Source organism: Mesorhizobium sp. M1338 (genome assembly GCF_040318045.1).
In the GTDB taxonomy this organism is placed as follows: domain Bacteria; phylum Pseudomonadota; class Alphaproteobacteria; order Rhizobiales; family Rhizobiaceae; genus Mesorhizobium.
Window position 1 is genome coordinate 68,104 of record NZ_JAMYLL010000007.1, and the last position, 21,215, is coordinate 89,318.

The following is a 21,215-nucleotide window of genomic DNA, read 5'->3' on the forward strand; positions in this document are numbered from 1 at the left end:
GGAGCCGCAAAGCGCTCCGGGGCCTGGTATTCGCACGAAGCCGGCGCTTCCTGCTATTTCCACTCGCGGATGTCGACGAAGTGCCCTGCGATCGCCGCCGCCGCCGCCATCGCCGGCGACACCAGATGGGTGCGGCCCTTGAAACCCTGGCGTCCCTCGAAATTTCGGTTCGAGGTCGAGGCGCAGCGCTCATGCGGCTTCAGCCGGTCGTCGTTCATGGCAAGGCACATCGAGCAACCCGGCTCGCGCCAGTCGAAGCCGGCGGCGATGAAGATCTTGTCGAGGCCTTCGGCTTCCGCCTGTTCCTTGACCAGGCCGGAACCCGGCACGATCATCGCATCGACATGCGGGCTGACCGTCTTGCCTTCGACCACCTTGGCAACGGCGCGCAGGTCCTCGATGCGGCCATTGGTGCAGGAGCCGATGAAGACTCGATCGAGCGAGATATCGGTGATCTTGGTGCCCGGCGTCAGCCCCATATAGTCGAGCGCGCGCTGCTTGGAGGTGCGCTTGTTTTCATCGGTGATGTCTTCCGGGTTCGGTACGATGCCTTGCACCGACACGACATCCTCGGGCGACGAGCCCCAGGAGACGATCGGCGGCAGCTTGGCCGCGTCGAGCACGATCACCTTGTCGAAATGCGCGCCCTCGTCGGACTGCAGCGTCTTCCAGTATTCGAGCGCCGCATCCCAGGCCGCGCCCTTCGGGGCGCGCGGCTTGTCCTTGACATAGGCGAAGGTCGTCTCGTCGGCGGCGATCAGGCCGGCGCGCGCGCCGCCTTCGATCGACATGTTGCAGATCGTCATGCGGCCTTCCATCGACAGCGCACGGATCGCCTCGCCGGCATATTCGATGACATAGCCGGTGCCGCCGGCGGTGCCGATCTCGCCGATGATCGCCAGGATGATGTCCTTGGCGGTGACGCCTTCCGGCAGCTGGCCGTCGACGCGCACCAGCATGTTCTTGGCCTTGCGCTGGATCAGCGTCTGCGTCGCCAGCACATGCTCGACCTCGGACGTGCCGATGCCGTGCGCCAATGCTCCGAAAGCACCATGGGTCGAGGTGTGGCTGTCACCGCAGACGATGGTCATGCCGGGCAAGGTGAAACCCTGCTCCGGACCGATGATGTGGACGATGCCCTGGCGGATATCGTTCTCGGAATAATATTCGACGCCGAAATCCTTGGCGTTCTTGGCCAGCGCCTCGACTTGGATGCGGCTTTCCTCGTTCTTGATGCCGAACTTGCGCTCGGGCGAGGTCGACACATTGTGATCGACCACGGCCAGCGTCTTTTCCGGATGCCGGACTTTTCTGCCGGTCATGCGCAGGCCTTCGAAAGCCTGCGGGCTGGTCACTTCATGGACGAGGTGGCGGTCGATATAGAGCAGGCAGGTGCCGTCATCCTGGCGGTCGACGACATGGTCGTCGAAAATCTTGTCGTAGAGGGTGCGCGGTGCGCTCATGTGCGTAAATCCGTCGATATGAGAATGGGAAAGAGCATACGCCTGACTTTCGGCCCGGCGAAACGACCTGGACAGGTCGGCCTAGCTAAGCCGGCTGGTCAGCGCCCCGGACACGCGCGCGGAGAAGCGCGACGGCAGGCGTTTTCTGTCCTGCAGCACGAACCCCTTATAGGCCGGATCGCCAAAAAGCTCTTCCATGGCGTGGCTCATACCAATGTTTTGGCTTTTCGGCAATTGCGTGCCTTCGCGGAACCTGGTGCCTCGCCCCACGAAATGGGGAGATCACTGTCTGTCCTTCTTGAATTCGAACAGCTCAATGACGTTGCCCGAGGGATCTTCAAGCAGAATAGCCCGGCCCGCACCGCCATCGCTGATGTTCCCGCGGAACGTCACGTCGGCCGCGCGCAACCGGTTGATCAGGGCATCCAGCCCCTTGGTTATGATCATGAACCTGTTCCATCCGCCTGGTTCCGGATCACCTCCGGCCTGACCACCGCTTCCCGCACCTGGAGCGCTGAGATACAGCGTAAGATCGTCGCGAAGCAGCGCCGCGAACTTGCCAGGATTGTGCATTTCGACCTTGAATTCGAGATTATCTCGGTAAAATTCTACCGCCTTGTCTATGTCGGCAACGATATAACGGACGGACGCCATTCAGCCTTCTCCTCTTGTGCCGAATTACCGCGGCGGCGCCATAACCCGCTTTCGCAGTGAGGCGCAGCCTCACGCTTTCGGAACGCACTGACTTGCACATAGTTCCGGCCGATGGGTGCTTGGATGCCGAAGACCAGGCTTCACTCCGCTACAGGATTTCGAACACAAAAGTCTTCACCAACGCATCCGGCTCGGCGATCGCATAGCAGCGGAACCATGGGCTTTGCTCGACCGCCCGCCATTTTTTCATCTGTTCCAGCTCGTCGAACACGGCCTGAAAACCGCCGCTTTCGAACACTTGGTCACGCACGGTGAAGATCGCATGCCCGCCCTGGCCGGTAATGCGCACCAGTTCGTGCAAGCCTGAGGCCGGCGCGTGGCTGATGGTGAACACGCCGGTGGAGAAGAAGGCGCGGAAATGGCCATCCGGCCATGGCAGCGGACCGCCGAGCATCGCCTGTTTCAGCTCGCTGTAGGCATTGCGGCTGCCGGCGATCTTCAGCATGTCGTCGGAAAGGTCGAGCCCGGCAATGTCGCGGTAGCCGAGTGCCTTCAGCGACGGCCCCGACAGACCGGTGCCGCAGCCGGCATCGAGCAATGGCCCATCGCCCGCCGGCACATGGCGCGCCACCCAGGCGGCGATCAGGAAAGGCAGGAGATAGCCGAGCGACGCGGTTTCGCTGTCGTAGGTCGCGGCCCATGCGGCATAGGCCTCTTCAATCGCCTCCGGCGTGTCGGCCGTATAGACCGAATCCAGCGCCGCATTGGCTTTGTCGACAATCATGGGACCTCCTCAACGAGAATGCTGAGAGATCGTAGCGCTGTCTTGGCCCGAAAACTATTGCTCGTGCTGACGATGCAGTCGCTGTTCCAGTGCCCGCAAGGCCAAGGACAGGCCTACCGTCAGGATGAGATAGATATAGGCCACGATCGAATAGGTCTCGAAGAAGCGGAACGAGCCGGCGGCATAGACCTTGCCCATCTGCGTGATGTCGGCGACCCCGAGCACCGAGACCAGCGAGGAATCCTTGACCAGAGCGACGAAATCATTGCCGAGCGGCGGCAGGATGGTGCGGATGGCCTGTGGGAACACGATCAGCCGGAAGCGCTGCGCCCGGCTCAACCCGAGCGCCTTCGCCGCCTCGATCTGGCCTTTCTCCACCGCCTGGATGCCGGCCCGGAAAACCTCCGAGATGAAGGCCGAATAGCCGATGGTCAGCGCCATGATGGCGCGCCACAGCAGCGAAACGTCGCGCACCAGAAGCTCGCCGAACAGGCCGGCGTTTTGCAGCGGCGCGGTCAGCGCGTTCCAGGCCGCGACGAAAGCCGGTGCACCGACAAAGGCGATCCAGAACAACAGCACCAGGATCGGCACGCCACGGATGATCTCGACATAGAAGCGCGCGATCTGGCGCATCAAACGCGAGCCGGACATTCCCATCAGCGCGATACCGAGGCCAATGACCGAGGCCAGCACGAAGGCGATCACGGTGACGAAGATGGTGATGCCGATGCCCTTGGCAACGGTGGCGAAGACCTGGGCGTAGAGGTCGCTGGTGGCGACGAAGACGGCCACCGCGATCGCGATGGCTACGGCAACGACGAGCCACCAGGGGAAGTCGGCTTTGGAGGAAGCGGGGGGCATCAATTCCCAACGCTGGTGAACGGCTGCCCTCGCAAGGGCAGCCGATCTCCCCCCTTGCGGGGGAGATGTCCGGCAGGACAGAGGGGGGTGCTGTCCCTCCAGCCTGTCAACCGATCACCGCCACGGGCTCCGCCCGGATTCTCTTTGGAAAAGCTTAGGATCGAAACGTCGCGTTCCTTCACACCCCCCTCTGCCCTGCCGGGCATCTCCCCCGCAAGGGGGGAGATTGGCAGCTTTGCCAACCACGCCTGTTGCTTGGCGTTTGCGATTAGCGAAAGCGGCAACAGGGCCTACTGCCCCATCTTATAATCAAGAAACCACTTCTTGTTCAGCGCTTCGAGCGTCCCGTCGGCCTTCAACGCGGCGATGGCCGTGTTGACCGGCTTCACCAAATCCGAACCCTTCGGGAAGATAAAGCCAAAATCCTCGGTGCCGAGCGGCCCGCCGATCAGCTTCAGCTTGCCTTCGGAAGCATCGACATAGCCCTTGCCCGCGGTGCCGTCGGTCAGCACGACATCGACGTCGCCGGATTTCAGCGCCTGCACCGTCGCACCAAACGTCTCGAACAGTTTGATGCGCGGGTTCTGCTCGTTGCCGTCGAGCACGCTGTAGACGGCGGTGTAGAAGGGCGTGGTGCCGGCCTGCGCGCCGACCAGCCCGTCCTTGAAGGCGCCGAAGGTCTTGGCGTCGGTGAAGCGGCTTTCATCGCCGCGCACCAGCATGAACTGTTCCGAACGCATATAGGGGTCGGAAAAATCGACCTTCTCCTTGCGGTCGTCCTTGATGGTGATGCCGGTCATGCCGATGTTGTACTGGTTGTCGGAAACCGCCTGGATCATCGCGTCCCAGGAGGTGTTTTGGTACTCGACCGTGAAATTGAGCCGCTTGGCGATCTCGTTCATCGCGTCGTATTCCCAGCCGATCTGCTTGCCGGTCTTGGCATCGATGAACTGCAGCGGCGGATAGGCGTTTTCGGTGACCACCACCACTTTCTTGCCGCCGAGATCGGGAAGCGCCTGCGCGAACGTGGCGACGGGCGCGAGGATGAAGGCAAGCAGGCCTGCCAGCAGCAGTTTCGATTTGGTCATGACACACTCCCCGGGAATTGAATGACCCGGGCATGGCCGGGCTTGCAGGAAAATCCGGCGCCGACTTTAGCTTTCCGTAAGCGTCATGCAAGACGCTCCGCTGCGTCAGTGCACGCGAAAGCGGAATCCAATACCTTCAATCCCGCAATTCGAGAAGGAACAATGCCGCGGCGGCGATCAGCTCTGGTTCGCGGTGCCGGGATCCGCCTTGCGCAAGCCGGAGACGAACCGCGTCAGGGTGTGGTGCAGGGATTTCAACTCGTCGGCTTCCAGCGGCAGATTGCAAAGCATCGCCGCCGGCACGCTTCTGGCCTGCTCGCGCAGTGCCTGGCCCTTCGCCGTCGGCTCGACCAGAACGCGGCGCTCGTCGGCGGGATCGCGACGGCGCGTGACCAGGCCACCTGCCTCCAGCCGCTTGAGCAGCGGCGTCAATGTCGCCGAATCCAGCCCGAGCGCCTCGCCAAGCTCGCCCACCGTGCTTGGTGCCCGTTCCCACAGCGCCAGCATGGCCAGATATTGCGGATAGGTCAGGCCGAGCGGATCGAGCAACGGCCGATACAGCCGCGTCATCAGCCCACTTGCCGAATAGAGCGCGAAGCAGAGCTGTTGGTCGAGTTTTGCTACCCCGGCGAATTGCGCCGGGGTTTGCTTGGACCTGGTTGTCGTTTCCGCGGTCATGCTGCCTTTGCCGGAAGCGCCTTTGCCGAAAGCGCCACTTCGATGTTGCCCTTGATGGCGTTGGAATAGGGGCAAACCTGATGCGCCGCCGATACAAGCGCTTCCGCCGCCGTTTGATCAAGACCTTTCGTTTCCGCCGCGAGCGACACGCCAAGCACAAATCCGCCCTGCGCATTGCTGTGCAGGCTGACATTGGCCGTCACCGAAGCGTCCTGCAGCGGCAGCTTCTGCTTGCCGGCGATGAAGCGCATGGCGCTTTCGAAGCAGGCGGCATAGCCGGCGGCGAAAAGCTGCTCGGGATTGGTGGCACCGCCCTTGCCGCCAAGCTCCTTGGGCATGGCAAGGTCGAGGCTGAGCAGGCCATCATCGCTCTGGACATGGCCGGCGCGGCCGCCGACGGCGCGGGCTTGGGTGGAATACAATGCAGGCATCTCGCTTCTCCATTTAAATAGTGCACGATTGTTTAGTACACGATATAAATCGAGTCAACCGAGAATTTCCTGCCAAGCCCAACCGTTCTCCGGGAACGAAAAAGGCGGCCGAAGCCGCCTTTTTGAACATGCTCGTCGAAAATCTTATTCGGCGGTGGCTGCTTCCGCTGCCTTGGCGGCTTCAGCTGCCTCGGCGGCGGCCTTCTTCTCGGCGGCGTCCTGGGCGGCCTTCTCGACGGCCAGAGCCTCGGCGGCTGCCACCTTCTCGGCCTCGATGCGGGCCTTCTCGGCGTTCAGCGCATCGCGCTCCTCGTCGTTCAGCTTGCGGGCGCGCACGCCGGTGTTTTCCGAAATACGGGCCGACTTGCCGCGACGATCGCGCAGGTAATAGAGCTTGGCGCGACGCACCTTGCCGCGGCGCACGATCTCGACGCCTTCGATCATCGGCGAGTAGACCGGGAACACGCGCTCGACGCCTTCGCCGTAGGAAATCTTGCGAACGGTGAAGTTCTCCTGGAAGCCGGCACCGGCGCGGGCGATGACGACGCCCTCATAAGCCTGGACGCGGGTGCGGGTGCCTTCGGTCACGCGGACCTGGACACGCACTGTGTCGCCGGGCTGGAATTCGGGAAGCTTGCGCTTGGCTTCGATCTTGGCGGCCTGTTCGGCCTCGAGCTGACGGAGAATATCCATCTCAATAGTCCACTTCTTGTTCTTCCGACAGTCAGAGCGTCCGACACTCGCCTTGCAGTTCCATTGACCGCTCGGCTATGCCTTTTGTTCGAGACATTTGTCTTTGAAACATCGGGCAGGGGCGACTACACCGTCATTGTTGACGGGTCCGGCAGATTCTCTCTGGCCGGTACGGGCGGGCACATACAGCTATTTCGCGGCTTTGTCACGCCTTGGCCGCGCATTTTTCTGCTCGCATGGCACCATCGTAATCTTGCCGTGCCGGGTTGCTCCGGTCCCTCAGGCCTCCTAAGCCTGCGATACCACAGTTTTGAGCGGCCACCCCCATGTCTGTCTTCGATGCCATCCTGCTGTTCCTGGCGGGCTTTCTGTCAGGCGCCGCCAATGCGGTCGCCGGTGGCGGCACCTTCATCACATTCGGCGCCATGACACTGGTCGGCCTGCCGCCGATCGTCGCCAACGCCACCTCCTCGGTCACGCAATTTCCAGGCTACATCACCTCGACGCTCGCCTACTCGGCCGACATCAGGCATTTCTGGCGCGGCGCGCTTGTGCTGTGCCTGATATCGGCGACCGGCGCGCTGGCCGGCGCGCTGATCCTGCTGGCGCTGGACAACCCGTCGTTTCGCGCCCTGGTGCCATGGCTGCTGTTGGGCGCGACGGCCCTGTTCGCCGCAGGGCCCTGGCTAAAGCCCGCGCCAAAACCCGGCCATGAAGCGTCAGTGGGATCACTCGCCGGTTCGCTGACGCAGTTCGCCACCGCCGTCTATGGCGGCTTCTTCGGCGCCGGCATGGGCGTGATGATGCTGGCAACGCACGGCCTCACACAAGCCGGCGACTACCACCGGCTCAACGCACTGAAGAACATGCTGGCCATGGTCATCGCCGCTGTCGCGATCGTCGTCTTCGTCTCGGGCGGCGTCGTCGCCTGGCCTCAGGCGATCATCATGATCCCGGGCGGCGCGCTGGGCGGCTATGCGGGCGTCTGGATCGCCAAGCGCGTGCCACAAAACGCGGTGCGCGGCTTCGTCGTCGCCGTCGGCCTCTTTTTGGCCTTCTATTACTTTTGGAAAGGCTGAGCAGCGGCGCCCAACAAATCAGGCCGCCTCTCCCTCGTCAGCGCTTCGGACTGAGCCCGCCGCCAGGCAGCGATCTTCTTGTGGTTGCCCGAAATCAGCACCTCGGGAATCTCGCGGCCTTCAAACTCCTGCGGCCGCGTGTAGTGCGGATGTTCGAGCAGGCCGTTCTCGAAACTCTCCTCCTCGCCCGATACAGCATTGCCCATCACGCCGGGCAACAGCCGCACCACCGCATCGAGCAGCACGAGTGCCGCCGGTTCACCGCCGGAGAGGATGAAATCGCCGATCGAAACCTCTTCCAGGCCACGCGCTTCGATCAACCGCTGGTCGACGCCTTCGAAACGCCCGCAGACGATGACGGCACCAGGACCGGCGGCCAGTTCGCGCACGCGGGCCTGGGTCAGTGGCCTGCCACGCGGACTCATCAGCAGCCGCGGCCGCAAATCGCCTGGCGGCGAGGTGTGATCTATGGCTTTCGCCAGCACGTCGGCGCGCATCACCATGCCGGCGCCGCCGCCGGCAGGCGTGTCATCGACGGTGCGGTGGCGGTCGGTGGCAAAGTCGCGGATCTGGACCACCTCCAGAGACCATGTGCCGGCCTCGAGCGCACGCCCGGCCAGCGACAGGCCGAGCGCGCCCGGGAACATCTCGGGATAGAGCGTCAGCACCGAGGCGAAAAAACTCACCGGTTGCCCCCGGCGTCGCTCGGTCCGCGCGGCCTGCCCTTCGGGTCGAAGTCTTCTTCGCGCGGGCCATCGCCATCCTCGTCCTCGACCAGCCCGGCCGCCGCCGGGTCGACACGGACGAAGCCTTCGGCGATCGACACTTGTGGCACGGCGGCCTGCGTGAACGGAATCAGCACGCCCTTGCGCCCGCCCAATGTCACATCGAGAATGTCGCCGCCGCCGAAATTATGCACCGCGACCACCTTACCGAGCACAGCACCCGTGTCGTCCCGGACTTCCAGGCCGACAAGGTCGGCATGATAGAATTCGTCTTCTTCGCCGTCGTCCGGCAGCACCGAGCGGTCGACGAACAGCTCCGTGCCGGCCAGCGCCTCCGCCGCGTTGCGGTCGGCAATGCCCTTGAAGCGAACCACGACGACGGTGTTGGCGGGCCTGATGTCGATGATCTGGAAGGCGCGGCCGTCCTTGTCATAGAGCGGCCCGTAATCGGCCAGCGCCAGCGGCTCACCGGTGAAGGTCTTCACCCGCAATTCGCCCTTGATGCCGTGGGCGGCGCCGATCACGGCCATCTGGACAGGGTTCTGGGGCTTGCTCATGGCGCTTTTACCTTCGTCATCCGCGGGCGGAGCAGGCGCGAAGCGACTGCGCAGACCCGAGGATCCATTCCGTTACGGCGACCAGAAAGCACGGCAGTTCAGAAAGGGTCTCATTCCTGCCAACTCTGTATTTGCAGACACTTCGCGTGGTCTCCATCGCAAAGTTATCAGACTTGTAACGCAGCGGCGCACACAGGTCACGGCATGATCCCGGGGCCTCCGCGACGTCGCTTCGCTCCTGCTCCGCCCCAGGACGACGAAGCGACCTGGCATTTCAGCCAATCACCAAGGTTTGTGTCACCAATCGACGATCTCCTAGTCCCCACCGGGCATCTTTTCAATGACACCTCTTCACCGCTTCCTAACCCGGCTGTCGGAAAATGGTAGGGAATTGGAAGCACGCCATGCAGGAATTCCTTATCCCGGCCAAACCCGATCTCCAGGCGGCACGCGAAAGCTGGCTGAAGATGCTCGCGCGAGAACGTCGGCTGTCGCCCGAGACGGTGGAAGCCTATGAGCGCGACACGCGCCAGTTCCTGCATTTCCTCACCGGCCATTGCGGCGGCTCTCCCGGCATTTCGGACATCGCCAACCTGCGCCCGGCCGATCTGCGCGGCTTTCTCGCTGCACGGCGCAACGCCGGCGCCGGTGCCCGCACGCTCGGCCGGGGTCTCGCCGGCATCCGTTCGCTGCTGCGTTTCCTCGAGCGGCGCGGTCTTGCCAATGCCGCGGGTGCGGCAGCCCTTCGCGCGCCGCGCCAGCCCAAATCGCTGCCCAAGCCGCTGACGGCAAGCGATGCCAAGCATATCGTTTCCGTCGAAGGCCAATTGGCGGAAGAGCCCTGGATCGCTGCCCGCAACGCCGCCGTGCTGACGCTGCTCTACGGCTCGGGCCTGCGCATTTCCGAGGCGCTTGGGCTGGCCGGCGCCGAGCTGGCATCCGAGGCGGACACCGTGCTGCGCGTCACCGGCAAGGGCGGCAAGACGCGGCTGGTGCCGGTGCTGCCGGTGGCGCTGCGGGCCATCGCCGAATACCGCCGGCTCTGCCCCTATCATCTCGACCCCAAGGGAATGTTGTTCCGTGGCGCCCGTGGCGGCCCGCTCAACCCGGCCATCGTCCAGCGCGACATGGCGAAACTGCGCTCGGCGCTCAACCTGCCCGACACCGCGACGCCGCACGCGCTGCGCCATTCCTTCGCCACGCATCTGCTGGGGCGCGGCGGCGACCTGCGCACCATCCAGGAGCTCTTGGGCCACGCCAGCCTGTCGACGACGCAGATCTACACCGGCGTCGACACGGCGCGGCTGCTCGAGATCTATGAGGCGGCGCATCCAAGGGCATAACCGCTGGAAGCCCCCAAATTCGTCATCCTAGGGCGGAGCGACGCGAAGCGGCGCGCAGACCCTGGGATCCATGCCGGGACCTTGGCCGAAGAATGCGGCGGTGCAGAATTCTGCACCATAGTGGCGCTTTGAAGTGAAAGGCGACCAGGATCCTCTCGGTCTCCTTCCCACTTCAAACATAGCATGGGAACAACACACAGGATCCTCGGGTCTGCGCTGCGTCGCTGCGCTCCTTGCTCCGCCCGTGGATGACGAAGCGGGGGGTTACCACCAATTGCCGAGGCATACCGTGCGTCAACGCAAGCGGCTCAAACGTCCGCGCCGAGAAACCAGAACCGGTCAAAGACAATTTCACGGCTCCGATTAACCGTTTTGCCGCTTTTCGGTCCTAGAAGAGGATCATGAAACGCGTCATCGCCATCGCCGACCGTGCGGCTCACATCTCCCTGAAGCTGCTTGTCGCGCTCAACGTCCTGTTTTTCCTGTCGTTCCTCGCCGTGTTGCTGTTCGCGACCGGCAGGGCGCATGCCGAAATCCCGACCTGCACCGGCGCCGACATGCTGTCGGCCTTGCAGAAGGACGATCCGGAGACCTACCGCAAGATCGAGGCGGAAGCCGCGGCCACACCGAATGGCAAAGGCCTGTTGTGGAAGCTGGAAAAGCCAGGCGAGAAGCCGTCCTTCTTGTTCGGCACCATGCATATGACCGACCCGCGCGTCACCGCTCTGCCGCCGGACGCCCAGAAGGCCTATGACGCCGCCGGCACCATCGTCATCGAAACCACCGACGTGCTCGACAAGCAGAAGATGATGGTCGCGATGCTCAAGGAGCCGGACCTGATGATGTTCACCGATAGCACGACGCTGGCGTCGCTGCTGTCGCCCGACGATGCGGCGGCCATGAACACCGCCCTCGACGCCCGCGGCATCCCGCCGGCGACCGTTGCCAAGATGAAGCCGTGGATGCTCTCGGCCATGATGGCGCTGCCGGCCTGCGAGCTCGCCCGCCAGTCCGGTGGCGCACCGGTTCTCGACGTCAAGCTGGCGGAAGGTGCAAAGGCTGCCGGCAAGCCGGTGGAAGGGTTGGAGACGGCTGAAAGCCAGCTGCGCGCCATGGCCTCGCTGCCGCTGGCCTTTCACATGAAGGGCCTCGTCGACACGCTGAAGCTCGGCGACAAGGTCAACGACATCAACGAAACCATGATCGTGCTCTACCAGCGCGGCGACACCGGCATGTTCTGGCCGCTGTTTCGCGCGGCCATGCCAGAAGGACAGGACGACCCCGCGGGCTATGCGGCGTTCGAGGAAACCATGATCACCAGCCGCAACAAGGTGATGGTCGAGCATGCCGAACCGATCCTTGCCAGGGGCAATGCCTTCATGGCGGTCGGTGCCCTCCACCTTCCCGGCCCCGAAGGCCTAGTCGAGGATTTCCGCAAGGCCGGTTACACCGTCACGCCTGTCGGACTTTAGCTTTACTTGACCAGGATCTGAGCCAGCATCGCCGGAACGATGATCCGGTGAAACGGCATGACGATCGCCAGATAGGCGCGCCCGAGCCAATTGTGCGTCTTGACGACCGTCGTTGCGGCCACCTCCTGCCGGCCCATGCCGAGATCCCTGACTTCGACCAGGACGCGGAAATCGAGATGCCGATCGTCGAGGCCAAGCACGACCTTGCCGGGAAACTGGCTGATGAGCGGAAATATTCCGATCCGGTCAGCCGGCAACACCGCGGGTTCGAGGCCTGTCTTCAGCCGGAACGGCCTGACGGCAAGGTTGCGCAGCGCCGTGAGCCTACCGACCCATCGCGGCGTTCGCCCCAAAGCCCGTTCGGCGGCACCGAGTGCGGTCAACGAAAGACCTTCGGTGATCAGCACATAGCGGTCGGCGAACTGGGCTCCGGCAAGAGCGTCGTAGTGATTCGGGACAGGCTGCGCTGTGCGATTCATCACGGCAATATCCTCCGAAACGACCATAGCAGGCACAAACTCGGTGCACTGCGTGGCGAAACGACGCCATTCCGGCTCCGGAGAGGCAGGATTGTCCTTGTTTTTGGCGTTTTCCAACCCTAGCGTGAAACCAGTTCGATGATTGCGCGTTGATTGGTGTTGATTGATATTTTTCATCCACGGAGGACACTTTTATGGCGAACGCACCGAATCCAAACGACCCGTTCAATCCATCCACCAACACTCCGAGGCCAAGTGGCGGCGGCGGCAGTGGTTGGCTGATTGCACTGGTCGTCGTTATTCTGGCGGTTGTCGCGTATTATGTTTTCGGAAGAAGTGGTGAGCGCCCGGCACCGGCCGAGCCGCCGGCGGCCAGCACACCGGCCCCCGCGCCCGCACCGGCGGAACCGATGAAGCCGGCCGAACCCGCACCTGCACCTGCGGAACCGGCGCCTGCCCCGGCGCCAGCGCCCGCACCCGCACCGGCCCCAGCGCCGGCCCAATAGATCGGCCCGACATCAAATACAAACGGCCCGCTGAAAGGCGGGCCGTTTTGCTTTGGGGCGAAGTGCCGCGCGCTCGTCGGCTTCACCCGAGGATTCATGTCGCAGCCGAGAAGAGTGGCGGAACAGAATTCCGCACCGCCGCGGCGCACTTTCGTCGCGGCATGGATGCCAGGTCACGGCGACGTCGCTCGCTCCCCTCCGCCCTGGGACCACGAAGCGTTGGTCGCTTTTAGCTAAATGTGGAGCGGCTTGAAGAACGTTGCCAACGCCGCCTCCTTCACCGCTTCCGACATCGTCGGATGCGCGTGGCAGGTGCGGGCGAGATCCTCGGACGAGCCGCCGAACTCCATCAGCACCGCCGCCTCGTGGATCATCTCGCCGGCGCCGAAGCCGACGATATGCACGCCGAGCACGCGGTCTCTCGCCTTGTCGGCGAGGATCTTCACAAAACCGTCGGTGCGCAGCATGGCGCGCGCCCGGCCATTGGCGCTGAACGGAAACTTTCCCACCTTGTAGTCGATGCCTGCCTTCTTCAGCTCTTCCTCGGTCTTGCCGACCGAGGCAATTTCGGGGCTGGTGTAGACGACGCTCGGAATGACGTCGTAATTCACATGGCCGGCCTGGCCGGCAATGGTTTCCGCTACCGCCACGCCCTCATCCTCGGCCTTGTGCGCAAGCATCGGCCCGGCGATGACATCGCCGATGGCATAGATGCCGGGAACGTTGGTCCTGAGATGGCCATCGGTCTTGACACGGCCGCGTTCGTCGACGTCGACGCCGGCTTCCTTCAGCCCGAGGCTGTCGGAATAGGCGCGGCGTCCCGTCGAAATCAGCACCGCGTCGGTTTCGATGGTCTCAGCGGCACCGCCCTTGACCGGCTCGAAGGTGACGGTGGCACCCTTCTTCGCCTTGGCGACGCCGGTGACCTTGGCGCCGAGCTTGAACTCGAAACCCTGTTTCGACAAAAGCCGCTGGAACTGCTTGGAGACCTCGCCGTCCATCCCGCCCAGGATCGTGTCGAGGAACTCGACCACGGTGACCTTGGCGCCGAGCCGGGCCCACACCGAGCCGAGCTCGAGCCCGATGACACCGCCGCCGACCACCACCAGATGGCCTGGCACCTTGTCCAGCGACAATGCGCCGGTCGACGACACGATCACCTTCTCGTCGATGTCGACCTCGACCCCGGGAATGCCGGCGACATCCGATCCGGTGGCGATGACGATGTTCTTGGTCTCGATCTCCTCGACCTTGCCGTCCTCGCCAGTCACCGAGACCTTGCCAGCCGCGATCACCTTGCCGGTGCCGCGAAACGCATCGATCTTGTTCTTCTTGAACAGGAAGGCGACGCCGTTGACGTTCGAAGACACCGTCGCATCCTTGTGCGCCATCATCTTCTTCAGGTTCAGCTTCGGTGCCGGTATCTCGACGCCCAACGTGTCGAAGGAATGCCCGGCCTCGGCGAACATCTCGGAGGCATGGAGCAGCGCCTTGGACGGGATGCAGCCGATGTTGAGGCAGGTGCCGCCGAAGGTCGCGTTCTTCTCGACCACCGCCGTCTTAAGCCCGAGCTGCGCCGCCTTGATGGCGCAGACATAGCCGCCTGGTCCCGATCCGATGATAACGACGTCATAAGCCATGATACTGTCCTTCTTGATTGGGGCTCAGCGGCCGCCGCTGACATTCAGGATCGCGCCCGTCGTATAGGACGCGGCATCGGATAGAAGATAGAGAACCGCACCCGCGACTTCATCCGCGGTGCCCGCTCTTTTCATCGGCAGTAAATCGCGGAACCGTTCTATCCTGTCCGGCTGTCCGCCAGAGGCATGGATCTCGGTATCGATGAGGCCCGGCCGCACCGCATTGACGCGGATGCCTTCCAGCGCGACCTCACGGGCGAGCCCGATGGTAAAAGTGTCGATGGCACCCTTGGAGGCGGCATAGTCGACAAACTCGCCCGGCGACCCCAATGCCGCTGCCGCCGACGAGATGTTGACGATGGATCCGCCCGACCCGCCATGACGGGTCGACATGCGCTTCACCGCCTCGCGGGCGCAAAGGAACGAGCCGACGACGTTGATGCGCATCATGCGTTCGAGCCGCGCCACATCCATCTCGTCGACGCGCGCCTTGACGTCAACGATGCCGGCATTGTTGACGAAGGCATCGAGCCGGCCATAGGCGCGGTCTACTGCGCCGAACATGGCCACGATATCGGACTCGGCGCCGACATCGCCCTTGACGGCAAAAGCCTCGCCGCCGCCGGCCTTGATCTCGGCGACCAGTGCGTCGGCGGCATTCCGGTTCGAGGCGTAGTTGACCGCGACACGGTAGCCGGCCTTCGAGCCGACCCGGCAGATCGCCGCACCGATGCCCCGGCTGCCGCCGGTGACCAGCAGCACTTTTTGCGTCGCGCTCATTCCTGGCATCCCTTCAAGGCAAACACATCCCACGGCACTTTCGAAAACCCGCTGCCGCCATAGGCCGAGGATTGGCGCAGCGCTGGACCGAGATCTGGCAGGATAAGCGTCTTCGGTGCTTCGACGCCTTCAGCCGGCAGCAGCCCGATGCTGCCTTGTCGTCCGATGTGTAGATGACACCATGCCAGGGCGTGCAGGCGGCAAGCTCCTCGCCGGTGACGTCGCCTTCCGGGCACTTGTACATCAGCGCGCCGTTCGGCCGAGACACGCCCTCGTTCCACATGACGATGCCGTTCAGCACGACATTGTTGTCGAGGATCATCCGGAACGTGTTGGTGACGGTCGCCGATTTTCCGGTCGGCGTAAAATCGATCTCGCTGCCGCTCTGGGTGTCGCCATAGACGGCGAGCTCGATCGGGCAGGCAGCATGAGCGCCAGCGACGGCCAACGCCATGCCGGCCGCGATCGATACGATCGAAAGAACCTTAGAAAGGCTAAGGGAATAAGTCGTCATTCTGCCGCGCAGATCCCTTCCCCTTGCCTACCGTTTAAAAGCCGGATCGGCACCAACCCTAGAGATCGAGCACCAGCCGTTCCGGATCCTCCAGGCTTTCCTTGACGCGCACCAGGAAGGTCACCGCTTCCTTGCCGTCGACGATGCGGTGATCGTAGCTGAGCGCCAGGTACATCATCGGCCGGATCACGACCTGGCCGCCGACCACGACAGGCCGGTCCTGGATCTTGTGCATGCCGAGGATGCCCGACTGCGGCGCGTTGAGGATCGGCGTCGACATCAGCGACCCGTAAACCCCACCATTGGAAATCGTGAACGTCCCGCCTTGCATATCGGCGACCGACAGCTTGCCGTCGCGCGCGGCGATGCCCAGCCGGCCGATGTCCTTTTCGATCTCGGCGATCGACATCTGGTCGGCATTGCGCACGACCGGCACGACCAGGCCCTTTTCCGTGCCGACGGCGACACCGATATGGGCGTAGTTCTTGAAGATGATGTCGGTGCCGTCGATCTCCGCGTTGACTGAAGGGATTTCCTTCAAGGCGTGGGTCACGGCCTTGGTGAAGAAGCCCATGAAGCCGAGCTTCACGCCATGCTTCTTCTCGAACACGTCCTTGTACTTGGCCCTGAGTGCCATCACCGCTGACATGTCGACCTCGTTGAAGGTGGTCAGCATGGCGGCGGTCGACTGCGCTTCCTTGAGACGGCGCGCGATGGTCTGGCGCAGCTTGGTCATGCGCACGCGTTCCTCGCGCGATGCGTCGTCGCCCGAGGACGGCGCCCGCACGGCAACCGGTGCGGCCTTGGATGTCTCGGCCGGCTGCGATGGCGCACCCTTGGAAATGGCGTCGAGCACGTCGCCCTTCAGCACCTGGCCGCGTTTGCCCGAACCCGAGAGCTGGTCGACCGAGAGATTGTGTTCGGCGATCAGTTTCGCCGCCGCCGGCGCCGGCGGCATGCTGCGCGGCTCGACCGGGCCGGCATCGCCGGCGATCTTGGCGGTCTCGGCCGCCGCCTGCTTGCCGGTCGATGCCGCGTCCGGCGACGAGGCCTGCGACACCGCCTGCGGCTTGGTCGCAGGCGCCGCGGCCGGGCCACCTGCCGAAATCGAACCCAGCAGCGCGCCGACGCCGACAGTCTCGCCTTCCTTGACGGTGATTTCGCTCAGCGTCCCGGCGGCGGCGGCGGGCACTTCCACCGTCACCTTGTCGGTCTCGAGCTCGACCAGCGGCTCGTCGGCGGCGATCGCGTCGCCGACCTTCTTGAACCATTTGCCGATGGTTGCTTCGGTGACGGATTCGCCGAGAGTGGGAACGCGGATTTCGGTAGCCATTGTGCCTGTCCGTTTCTTGTCGGGTTCTGTTTTGTCAGCCCAATTCTGCTCTATTGGGGCGCTCTGTTCTATTCACCGAGCGCGTCTTCGAGCAAGGCGGCGAGCTGGGCAAGGTGCTTGGACATCAACCCGGTCGCCGGCGAGGCGGCCGCCGGGCGGCCGGTGTAGCGGACCCGCTGATGCTTGGCGTCGATATGCGCCAGCACCCATTCCAGATACGGGTCGATGAACGACCAGGCGCCCATGTTCTTGGGCTCCTCCTGGCACCAGACCATCTCGGCATTGCGGAAGCGCGACAGTTCCGTGATCAGCGCCTTGGCCGGGAATGGATAGAGCTGTTCGACGCGCAGCAGATAGATGTCGTTGATGCCGCGCTTCTCGCGCTCCTCGTAGAGGTCGTAGTAGACCTTGCCCGAGCACAGCACGACGCGGCGGATCTTTGAATCCTTGGTGAGCTTGATCGCCTGGTTGGGCAGCAGCTGGGCATCGTCCCACAGCAGCCGGTGGAACGAGCTTTCGCCCGACATTTCCGGCAGCGTCGACACCGCCCGCTTGTGGCGCAGCAGCGACTTCGGCGTCATCAGTATCAGCGGCTTGCGGAAGTCGCGCTTCAGCTGCCGGCGCAGGATGTGGAAGTAGTTGGCCGGCGTCGTGCAGTTGGCGACTTGCATGTTGTCTTCGGCGCAAAGCTGCAGGAAGCGCTCGAGCCGGGCCGAGGAGTGTTCCGGACCCTGGCCCTCATAGCCGTGCGGCAACAGGCACACGAGGCCCGACATTCTGAGCCACTTGCGCTCTCCGCTAGAGATGAACTGGTCGAACACCACCTGGGCGCCATTGGCGAAGTCGCCGAACTGCGCTTCCCACAGCGTCAGTGCCTTCGGCTCGGCCAGGCTGTAGCCATATTCGAAGCCGAGCACCGCCTCTTCCGACAGCATCGAGTTGATGACTTCGTAGCCGGCCTGTGCGGCCGACAGATTGTTGAGCGGGATATAGCGGGTTTCGTCGCGCTGATCGTAGAGCACGGAATGGCGCTGCGAGAAGGTGCCGCGTTCGGAATCCTGCCCCGACAGGCGGATCGGATTGCCGTCGAGCAGGATGGCGCCGAAGGCCAGCGCCTCGGCCGTCGACCAGTCGATGCCCTCGCCGGATTCGATCGCCTGGCGGCGGTTCTCGAGGAAGCGGATGATCGTCTTGTGCGCCTCGAAATCCTTCGGCACCTCGGTCAGCTTCTTGCCGATTTCCTTCAGCGTCTTGACCGGCACGGCGGTCTTGCCGCGCCGCTGTTCGTCCTGGTTGTCGGCCGTGCGCAGGCCCGACCAGGCGCCATCGAGCCAATCGGCCTTGTTGGGCTTGTAGTGCTGGCCGACTTCCCATTCGGATTCGAGATGCGCGCGCCAGTCGGCCTTCAGTTGGTCGAACTCGGCCTGGGTGATGTGGCCCTCTGCAATCAGGCGGTCGGCATAGATCTGCACCGTCGTCTTGTGGGTGCGGATGTTGCGATACATGATCGGCTGGGTGAAGGCCGGCTCGTCGCCTTCATTGTGGCCGAAGCGGCGGTAGCAGAACATGTCCACCACCACGGGCTTGTGGAACTTCATGCGGAATTCGATCGCCACCTTGGTGGCGTGCACCACGGCTTCCGGGTCGTCGCCGTTGACGTGGAAGATCGGCGCCTCGATCATCTTGGCCACGTCGGACGGATAGGGCGACGAGCGCGAGAAGCGCGGATTGGTGGTGAAGCCGATCTGGTTGTTGATGATGAAATGCAGCGTGCCGGCGACGCGGTGGCCGCGCAGGCCGGACAGGCCGAGGATTTCAGCGATCACGCCCTGGCCGGCGAAGGCGGCGTCGCCGTGCAGCAAGAGCGGCAGCACCTTGGCGCGCTCTTCCAGCGGCACGATTTCCTCGCGGCTGCGGCCGAACAGATAATCCTGCTTGGCGCGCGCCTTACCCATCACCACCGGATCGACGATTTCCAGATGCGAGGGATTGGCAGTCAAGGACAGATGCACCTTGTTGCCGTCGAACTCGCGGTCCGACGAGGCGCCGAGATGGTACTTGACGTCGCCCGAGCCCTCGACCTCGTCGGGTGCCGCCGAGCCACCCTTGAATTCGTGGAAGATGGCGCGGTGCGGCTTGGCCATCACCTGGGAAAGCACGTTCAGCCGTCCGCGATGCGCCATGCCGAGCACGATTTCCTTCATGCCGAGCTGGCCGCCACGCTTGATGATCTGCTCCAGAGCCGGGATCAGTGCTTCACTGCCGTCGAGGCCGAAACGCTTGGTACCCTTGTACTTGACGTCGATGAATTGTTCGAAACCTTCGGATTCGACCAGCTTCTGCAGGATCGCCTTCTTGCCGGTGGCGGTGAAGGTGATCTCCTTGTCGGCGCCTTCGATGCGCGCCTGGATCCAGGCCTTTTCCTCAGGATCGGAAATATGCATGAACTCGACGCCGAGCGTCGAGCAATAGGTGCGCGTCAGGATTTCCAGCATCTGCCGGATGCTGCCGAATTCGAGCCCGAGCACATTGTCGAGGAAGATCGGCCGGTCGTAATCGGCAGCGGTGAAGCCGTAATTTTCCGGCGACAATTCGTTGTAGTCCTCGAGCGGCTTGGCGATGCCAAGCGGGTCGAGATTGGCGTGCAGATGGCCGCGCATGCGGTAGGCGCGGATCATCATGATGGCGCGCACGGAATCGCGCGTCGCCTGGTGCACATCGGCATCGGAAAGGACGACACCGTTGGTGACCGCCTTGTCCTTGACCTTCTTTTCGATCGTCTTCTCGACGATGCCCCAATTGCCGTCGAGCGCCGACACCAGTTCGCCATTGGCCTGCAGCGGCCAGGAGGGCTTCGCCCATGAAGCGCCCTTGGCATTCTTGCGCACATCGCCGGCATCGTCCTTCAGCCCGGCGAAGAACTCCTGCCATTCGGGATTGACCGAGGCCGGATCGTCCTCATAGGCGGCGTAGAGCGCGTCGATGTAATCGGCATTGCCGCCATAGAGGAAAGAGGTGAGCGAAAACTGGTCGTTGGCCTGATCTTGTCTTGCCATTTTTGTCCGCGGAGCCCGGCTCCGTCTCCTGTTTGGAGTGAATGGTAAGTGGTGAATAGTGAATGGTCAGCGGCAGAGTCGAGATCCGGCAGCCAGGCCAACTATTCATCCGTCCGAGCCATTCACCATTCACTATTCACCACTTACTCATTTCAACCCTTGATCGCCTCGACCAGCGTCGTGCCGAGACGGGCCGGCGAGGGCGATACCTTGATGCCAGCCGATTCCATTGCCGCGATCTTGTTCTCGGCGCCGCCCTTGCCGCCGGAGATGACCGCGCCCGCATGACCCATGGTGCGGCCGGCCGGCGCCGTGCGCCCGGCGATGAAGCCCGCCATCGGCTTCTTGCGGCCACGCTTGGCTTCGTCCTTGAGGAATTGCGCGGCGTCTTCCTCGGCCGAACCGCCGATCTCGCCGATCATGATGATCGACTTGGTCTCGTCGTCGGCCAAGAACATCTCGAGCACATCGATGAACTCGGTGCCCTTGACGGGGTCGCCGCCAATGCCGACGGCGGTGGTCTGGCCGAGGCCGACATTGGTGGTCTGGAACACGGCCTCATAGGTAAGTGTTCCCGAGCGCGAAACAACGCCGACCGAACCCTTGCGGAAGATGTTTCCGGGCATGATGCCGATCTTGCATTCGTTGGGGGTCAAGACGCCCGGGCAGTTCGGACCGATCAGCCGCGAGGTCGAGCGGTCGAGCCGCGCCTTGACCCTGATCATGTCCATCACCGGTATGCCTTCGGTGATGCAGATGATCAGCGGGATCTCGGCCTCGATCGCTTCGAGGATTGCTTCGGCGGCGCCCGCCGGCGGCACATAGACCACGGACGCGTTGGCGCCGGTCTTTGCCTTGCCCTCGGCGACGGTGGCGAAGATCGGCAGGCTCTCGCCCTTGGAGCCGGTCCAGGTCTCGCCGCCCTTTTTGGGATGGATGCCGCCGATCATTTTCGTACCGTGATAGGCCAGCGCCTGTTCGGTGTGGAACGTACCGGTCTTGCCGGTCAGGCCCTGCACCAGCACCTTGGTGTTCTTGTCGACGAGAATGGACATGGGTGATAACGCCTCTGGATTCAG

19 protein-coding genes and 1 pseudogene are annotated in these 21,215 nt (G+C 63.4%); 3 read left to right on the forward strand and 17 right to left on the reverse strand.

The window, feature by feature from the left end:
- Positions 1-53: 53 nt before the first annotated feature.
- The 8 genes from leuC to rplS all read right to left on the reverse strand — a co-directional run bounded on the left by leuC (position 54) and on the right by rplS (position 6,652).
- Positions 54-1,463: a 3-isopropylmalate dehydratase large subunit gene (gene leuC, locus NKH19_RS09490; RefSeq protein ID WP_352630805.1), complete on the reverse strand. Its 1,410-nt coding sequence runs from the start codon at positions 1,461-1,463 to the stop codon at positions 54-56.
- A 282-nt stretch (positions 1,464-1,745) separates the two neighbouring features.
- Positions 1,746-2,117 carry a VOC family protein gene (locus NKH19_RS09495; RefSeq protein WP_352866276.1) on the reverse strand — a complete coding sequence of 124 codons (372 nt, stop codon included), beginning with the start codon at positions 2,115-2,117 and terminating at the stop codon, positions 1,746-1,748.
- A 148-nt stretch (positions 2,118-2,265) separates the two neighbouring features.
- On the reverse strand, positions 2,266-2,901 hold the full coding sequence (locus tag NKH19_RS09500) for a class I SAM-dependent DNA methyltransferase (RefSeq protein ID WP_352866278.1): 636 nt from the start codon (positions 2,899-2,901) through the stop codon (positions 2,266-2,268).
- A gap of 54 nt (positions 2,902-2,955) precedes the next feature.
- Positions 2,956-3,762, reverse strand: a complete 807-nt coding sequence (locus NKH19_RS09505; protein ID WP_352866281.1) for an amino acid ABC transporter permease — start codon at positions 3,760-3,762, stop codon at positions 2,956-2,958.
- 290 nt (positions 3,763-4,052) lie between these two features.
- Positions 4,053-4,850, reverse strand: a complete 798-nt coding sequence (locus tag NKH19_RS09510) for a transporter substrate-binding domain-containing protein (RefSeq protein ID WP_352866284.1) — start codon at positions 4,848-4,850, stop codon at positions 4,053-4,055.
- A gap of 177 nt (positions 4,851-5,027) precedes the next feature.
- Entirely contained in the window at positions 5,028-5,528 is a 501-nt protein-coding gene (locus NKH19_RS09515) for a MarR family winged helix-turn-helix transcriptional regulator (protein WP_352866285.1), read from the reverse strand.
- On the reverse strand, positions 5,525-5,959 hold the full coding sequence (locus NKH19_RS09520; RefSeq protein ID WP_352866288.1) for an organic hydroperoxide resistance protein: 435 nt from the start codon (positions 5,957-5,959) through the stop codon (positions 5,525-5,527). Before NKH19_RS09520 ends, NKH19_RS09515 begins: the two co-directional genes overlap by 4 nt.
- 144 nt (positions 5,960-6,103) lie before the next feature.
- The gene (gene rplS / locus NKH19_RS09525) at positions 6,104-6,652 is read right to left on the reverse strand and encodes a 50S ribosomal protein L19 (protein WP_352866290.1); all 549 of its coding nucleotides are present in this window, start codon (positions 6,650-6,652) and stop codon (positions 6,104-6,106) included.
- 326 nt (positions 6,653-6,978) lie between these two features.
- Here rplS and NKH19_RS09530 point away from each other — a divergent pair, with 326 nt between their 5' ends.
- A complete protein-coding gene (locus tag NKH19_RS09530) occupies positions 6,979-7,731 on the forward strand; it encodes a sulfite exporter TauE/SafE family protein (RefSeq protein WP_352866292.1) in 753 nt (250 codons plus the stop codon).
- On the opposite strand, the gene trmD is transcribed toward NKH19_RS09530, so the two are convergent.
- Entirely contained in the window at positions 7,713-8,417 is a 705-nt protein-coding gene (trmD, locus tag NKH19_RS09535; RefSeq protein ID WP_352866295.1) for a tRNA (guanosine(37)-N1)-methyltransferase TrmD, read from the reverse strand. The two genes, NKH19_RS09530 and trmD, sit on opposite strands and share 19 nt — an antisense overlap.
- Positions 8,414-9,013 carry a ribosome maturation factor RimM gene (gene rimM, locus NKH19_RS09540; RefSeq protein WP_352866297.1) on the reverse strand — a complete coding sequence of 200 codons (600 nt, stop codon included), beginning with the start codon at positions 9,011-9,013 and terminating at the stop codon, positions 8,414-8,416. The genes trmD and rimM overlap by 4 nt, the downstream gene beginning before the upstream one ends.
- A 404-nt stretch (positions 9,014-9,417) precedes the next feature.
- On the opposite strand from rimM, the gene NKH19_RS09545 reads away from it, so the two are divergent.
- Together NKH19_RS09545 and NKH19_RS09550 are read left to right on the forward strand one after the other, a co-directional pair.
- The gene (locus NKH19_RS09545) at positions 9,418-10,356 is read left to right on the forward strand and encodes a tyrosine recombinase XerC (RefSeq protein WP_352866299.1); all 939 of its coding nucleotides are present in this window, start codon (positions 9,418-9,420) and stop codon (positions 10,354-10,356) included.
- A gap of 401 nt (positions 10,357-10,757) precedes the next feature.
- The gene (locus NKH19_RS09550) at positions 10,758-11,828 is read left to right on the forward strand and encodes a TraB/GumN family protein (protein WP_352866301.1); all 1,071 of its coding nucleotides are present in this window, start codon (positions 10,758-10,760) and stop codon (positions 11,826-11,828) included.
- A gap of 2 nt (positions 11,829-11,830) precedes the next feature.
- On the opposite strand, the gene NKH19_RS09555 is transcribed toward NKH19_RS09550, so the two are convergent.
- From NKH19_RS09555 to sucD, 7 genes and pseudogenes are all read right to left on the reverse strand, one after another.
- Entirely contained in the window at positions 11,831-12,307 is a 477-nt protein-coding gene (locus NKH19_RS09555; protein ID WP_352866302.1) for a DUF2867 domain-containing protein, read from the reverse strand.
- Positions 12,308-13,046: 739 nt separating this feature from the next.
- Positions 13,047-14,453, reverse strand: coding sequence for a dihydrolipoyl dehydrogenase (lpdA, locus tag NKH19_RS09560; protein ID WP_352866304.1), 1,407 nt, complete (start codon positions 14,451-14,453; stop codon positions 13,047-13,049).
- A gap of 24 nt (positions 14,454-14,477) precedes the next feature.
- Entirely contained in the window at positions 14,478-15,233 is a 756-nt protein-coding gene (locus tag NKH19_RS09565; RefSeq protein ID WP_352866306.1) for an SDR family oxidoreductase, read from the reverse strand.
- A pseudogene (locus NKH19_RS09570) lies at positions 15,230-15,687 on the reverse strand (hypothetical protein). Before NKH19_RS09570 ends, NKH19_RS09565 begins: the two are co-directional and overlap by 4 nt.
- Before the next feature lie 118 nt (positions 15,688-15,805).
- Entirely contained in the window at positions 15,806-17,080 is a 1,275-nt protein-coding gene (gene odhB / locus NKH19_RS09575) for a 2-oxoglutarate dehydrogenase complex dihydrolipoyllysine-residue succinyltransferase (RefSeq protein ID WP_352866308.1), read from the reverse strand.
- A 68-nt stretch (positions 17,081-17,148) separates the two neighbouring features.
- Entirely contained in the window at positions 17,149-20,136 is a 2,988-nt protein-coding gene (locus NKH19_RS09580) for a 2-oxoglutarate dehydrogenase E1 component (RefSeq protein WP_352866310.1), read from the reverse strand.
- Between the two features lie 152 nt (positions 20,137-20,288).
- Positions 20,289-21,191 (reverse strand): succinate--CoA ligase subunit alpha, encoded by a 903-nt coding sequence (gene sucD, locus NKH19_RS09585; protein ID WP_352866312.1) that lies wholly within the window; start codon positions 21,189-21,191, stop codon positions 20,289-20,291.
- Positions 21,192-21,215: the final 24 nt, after the last annotated feature.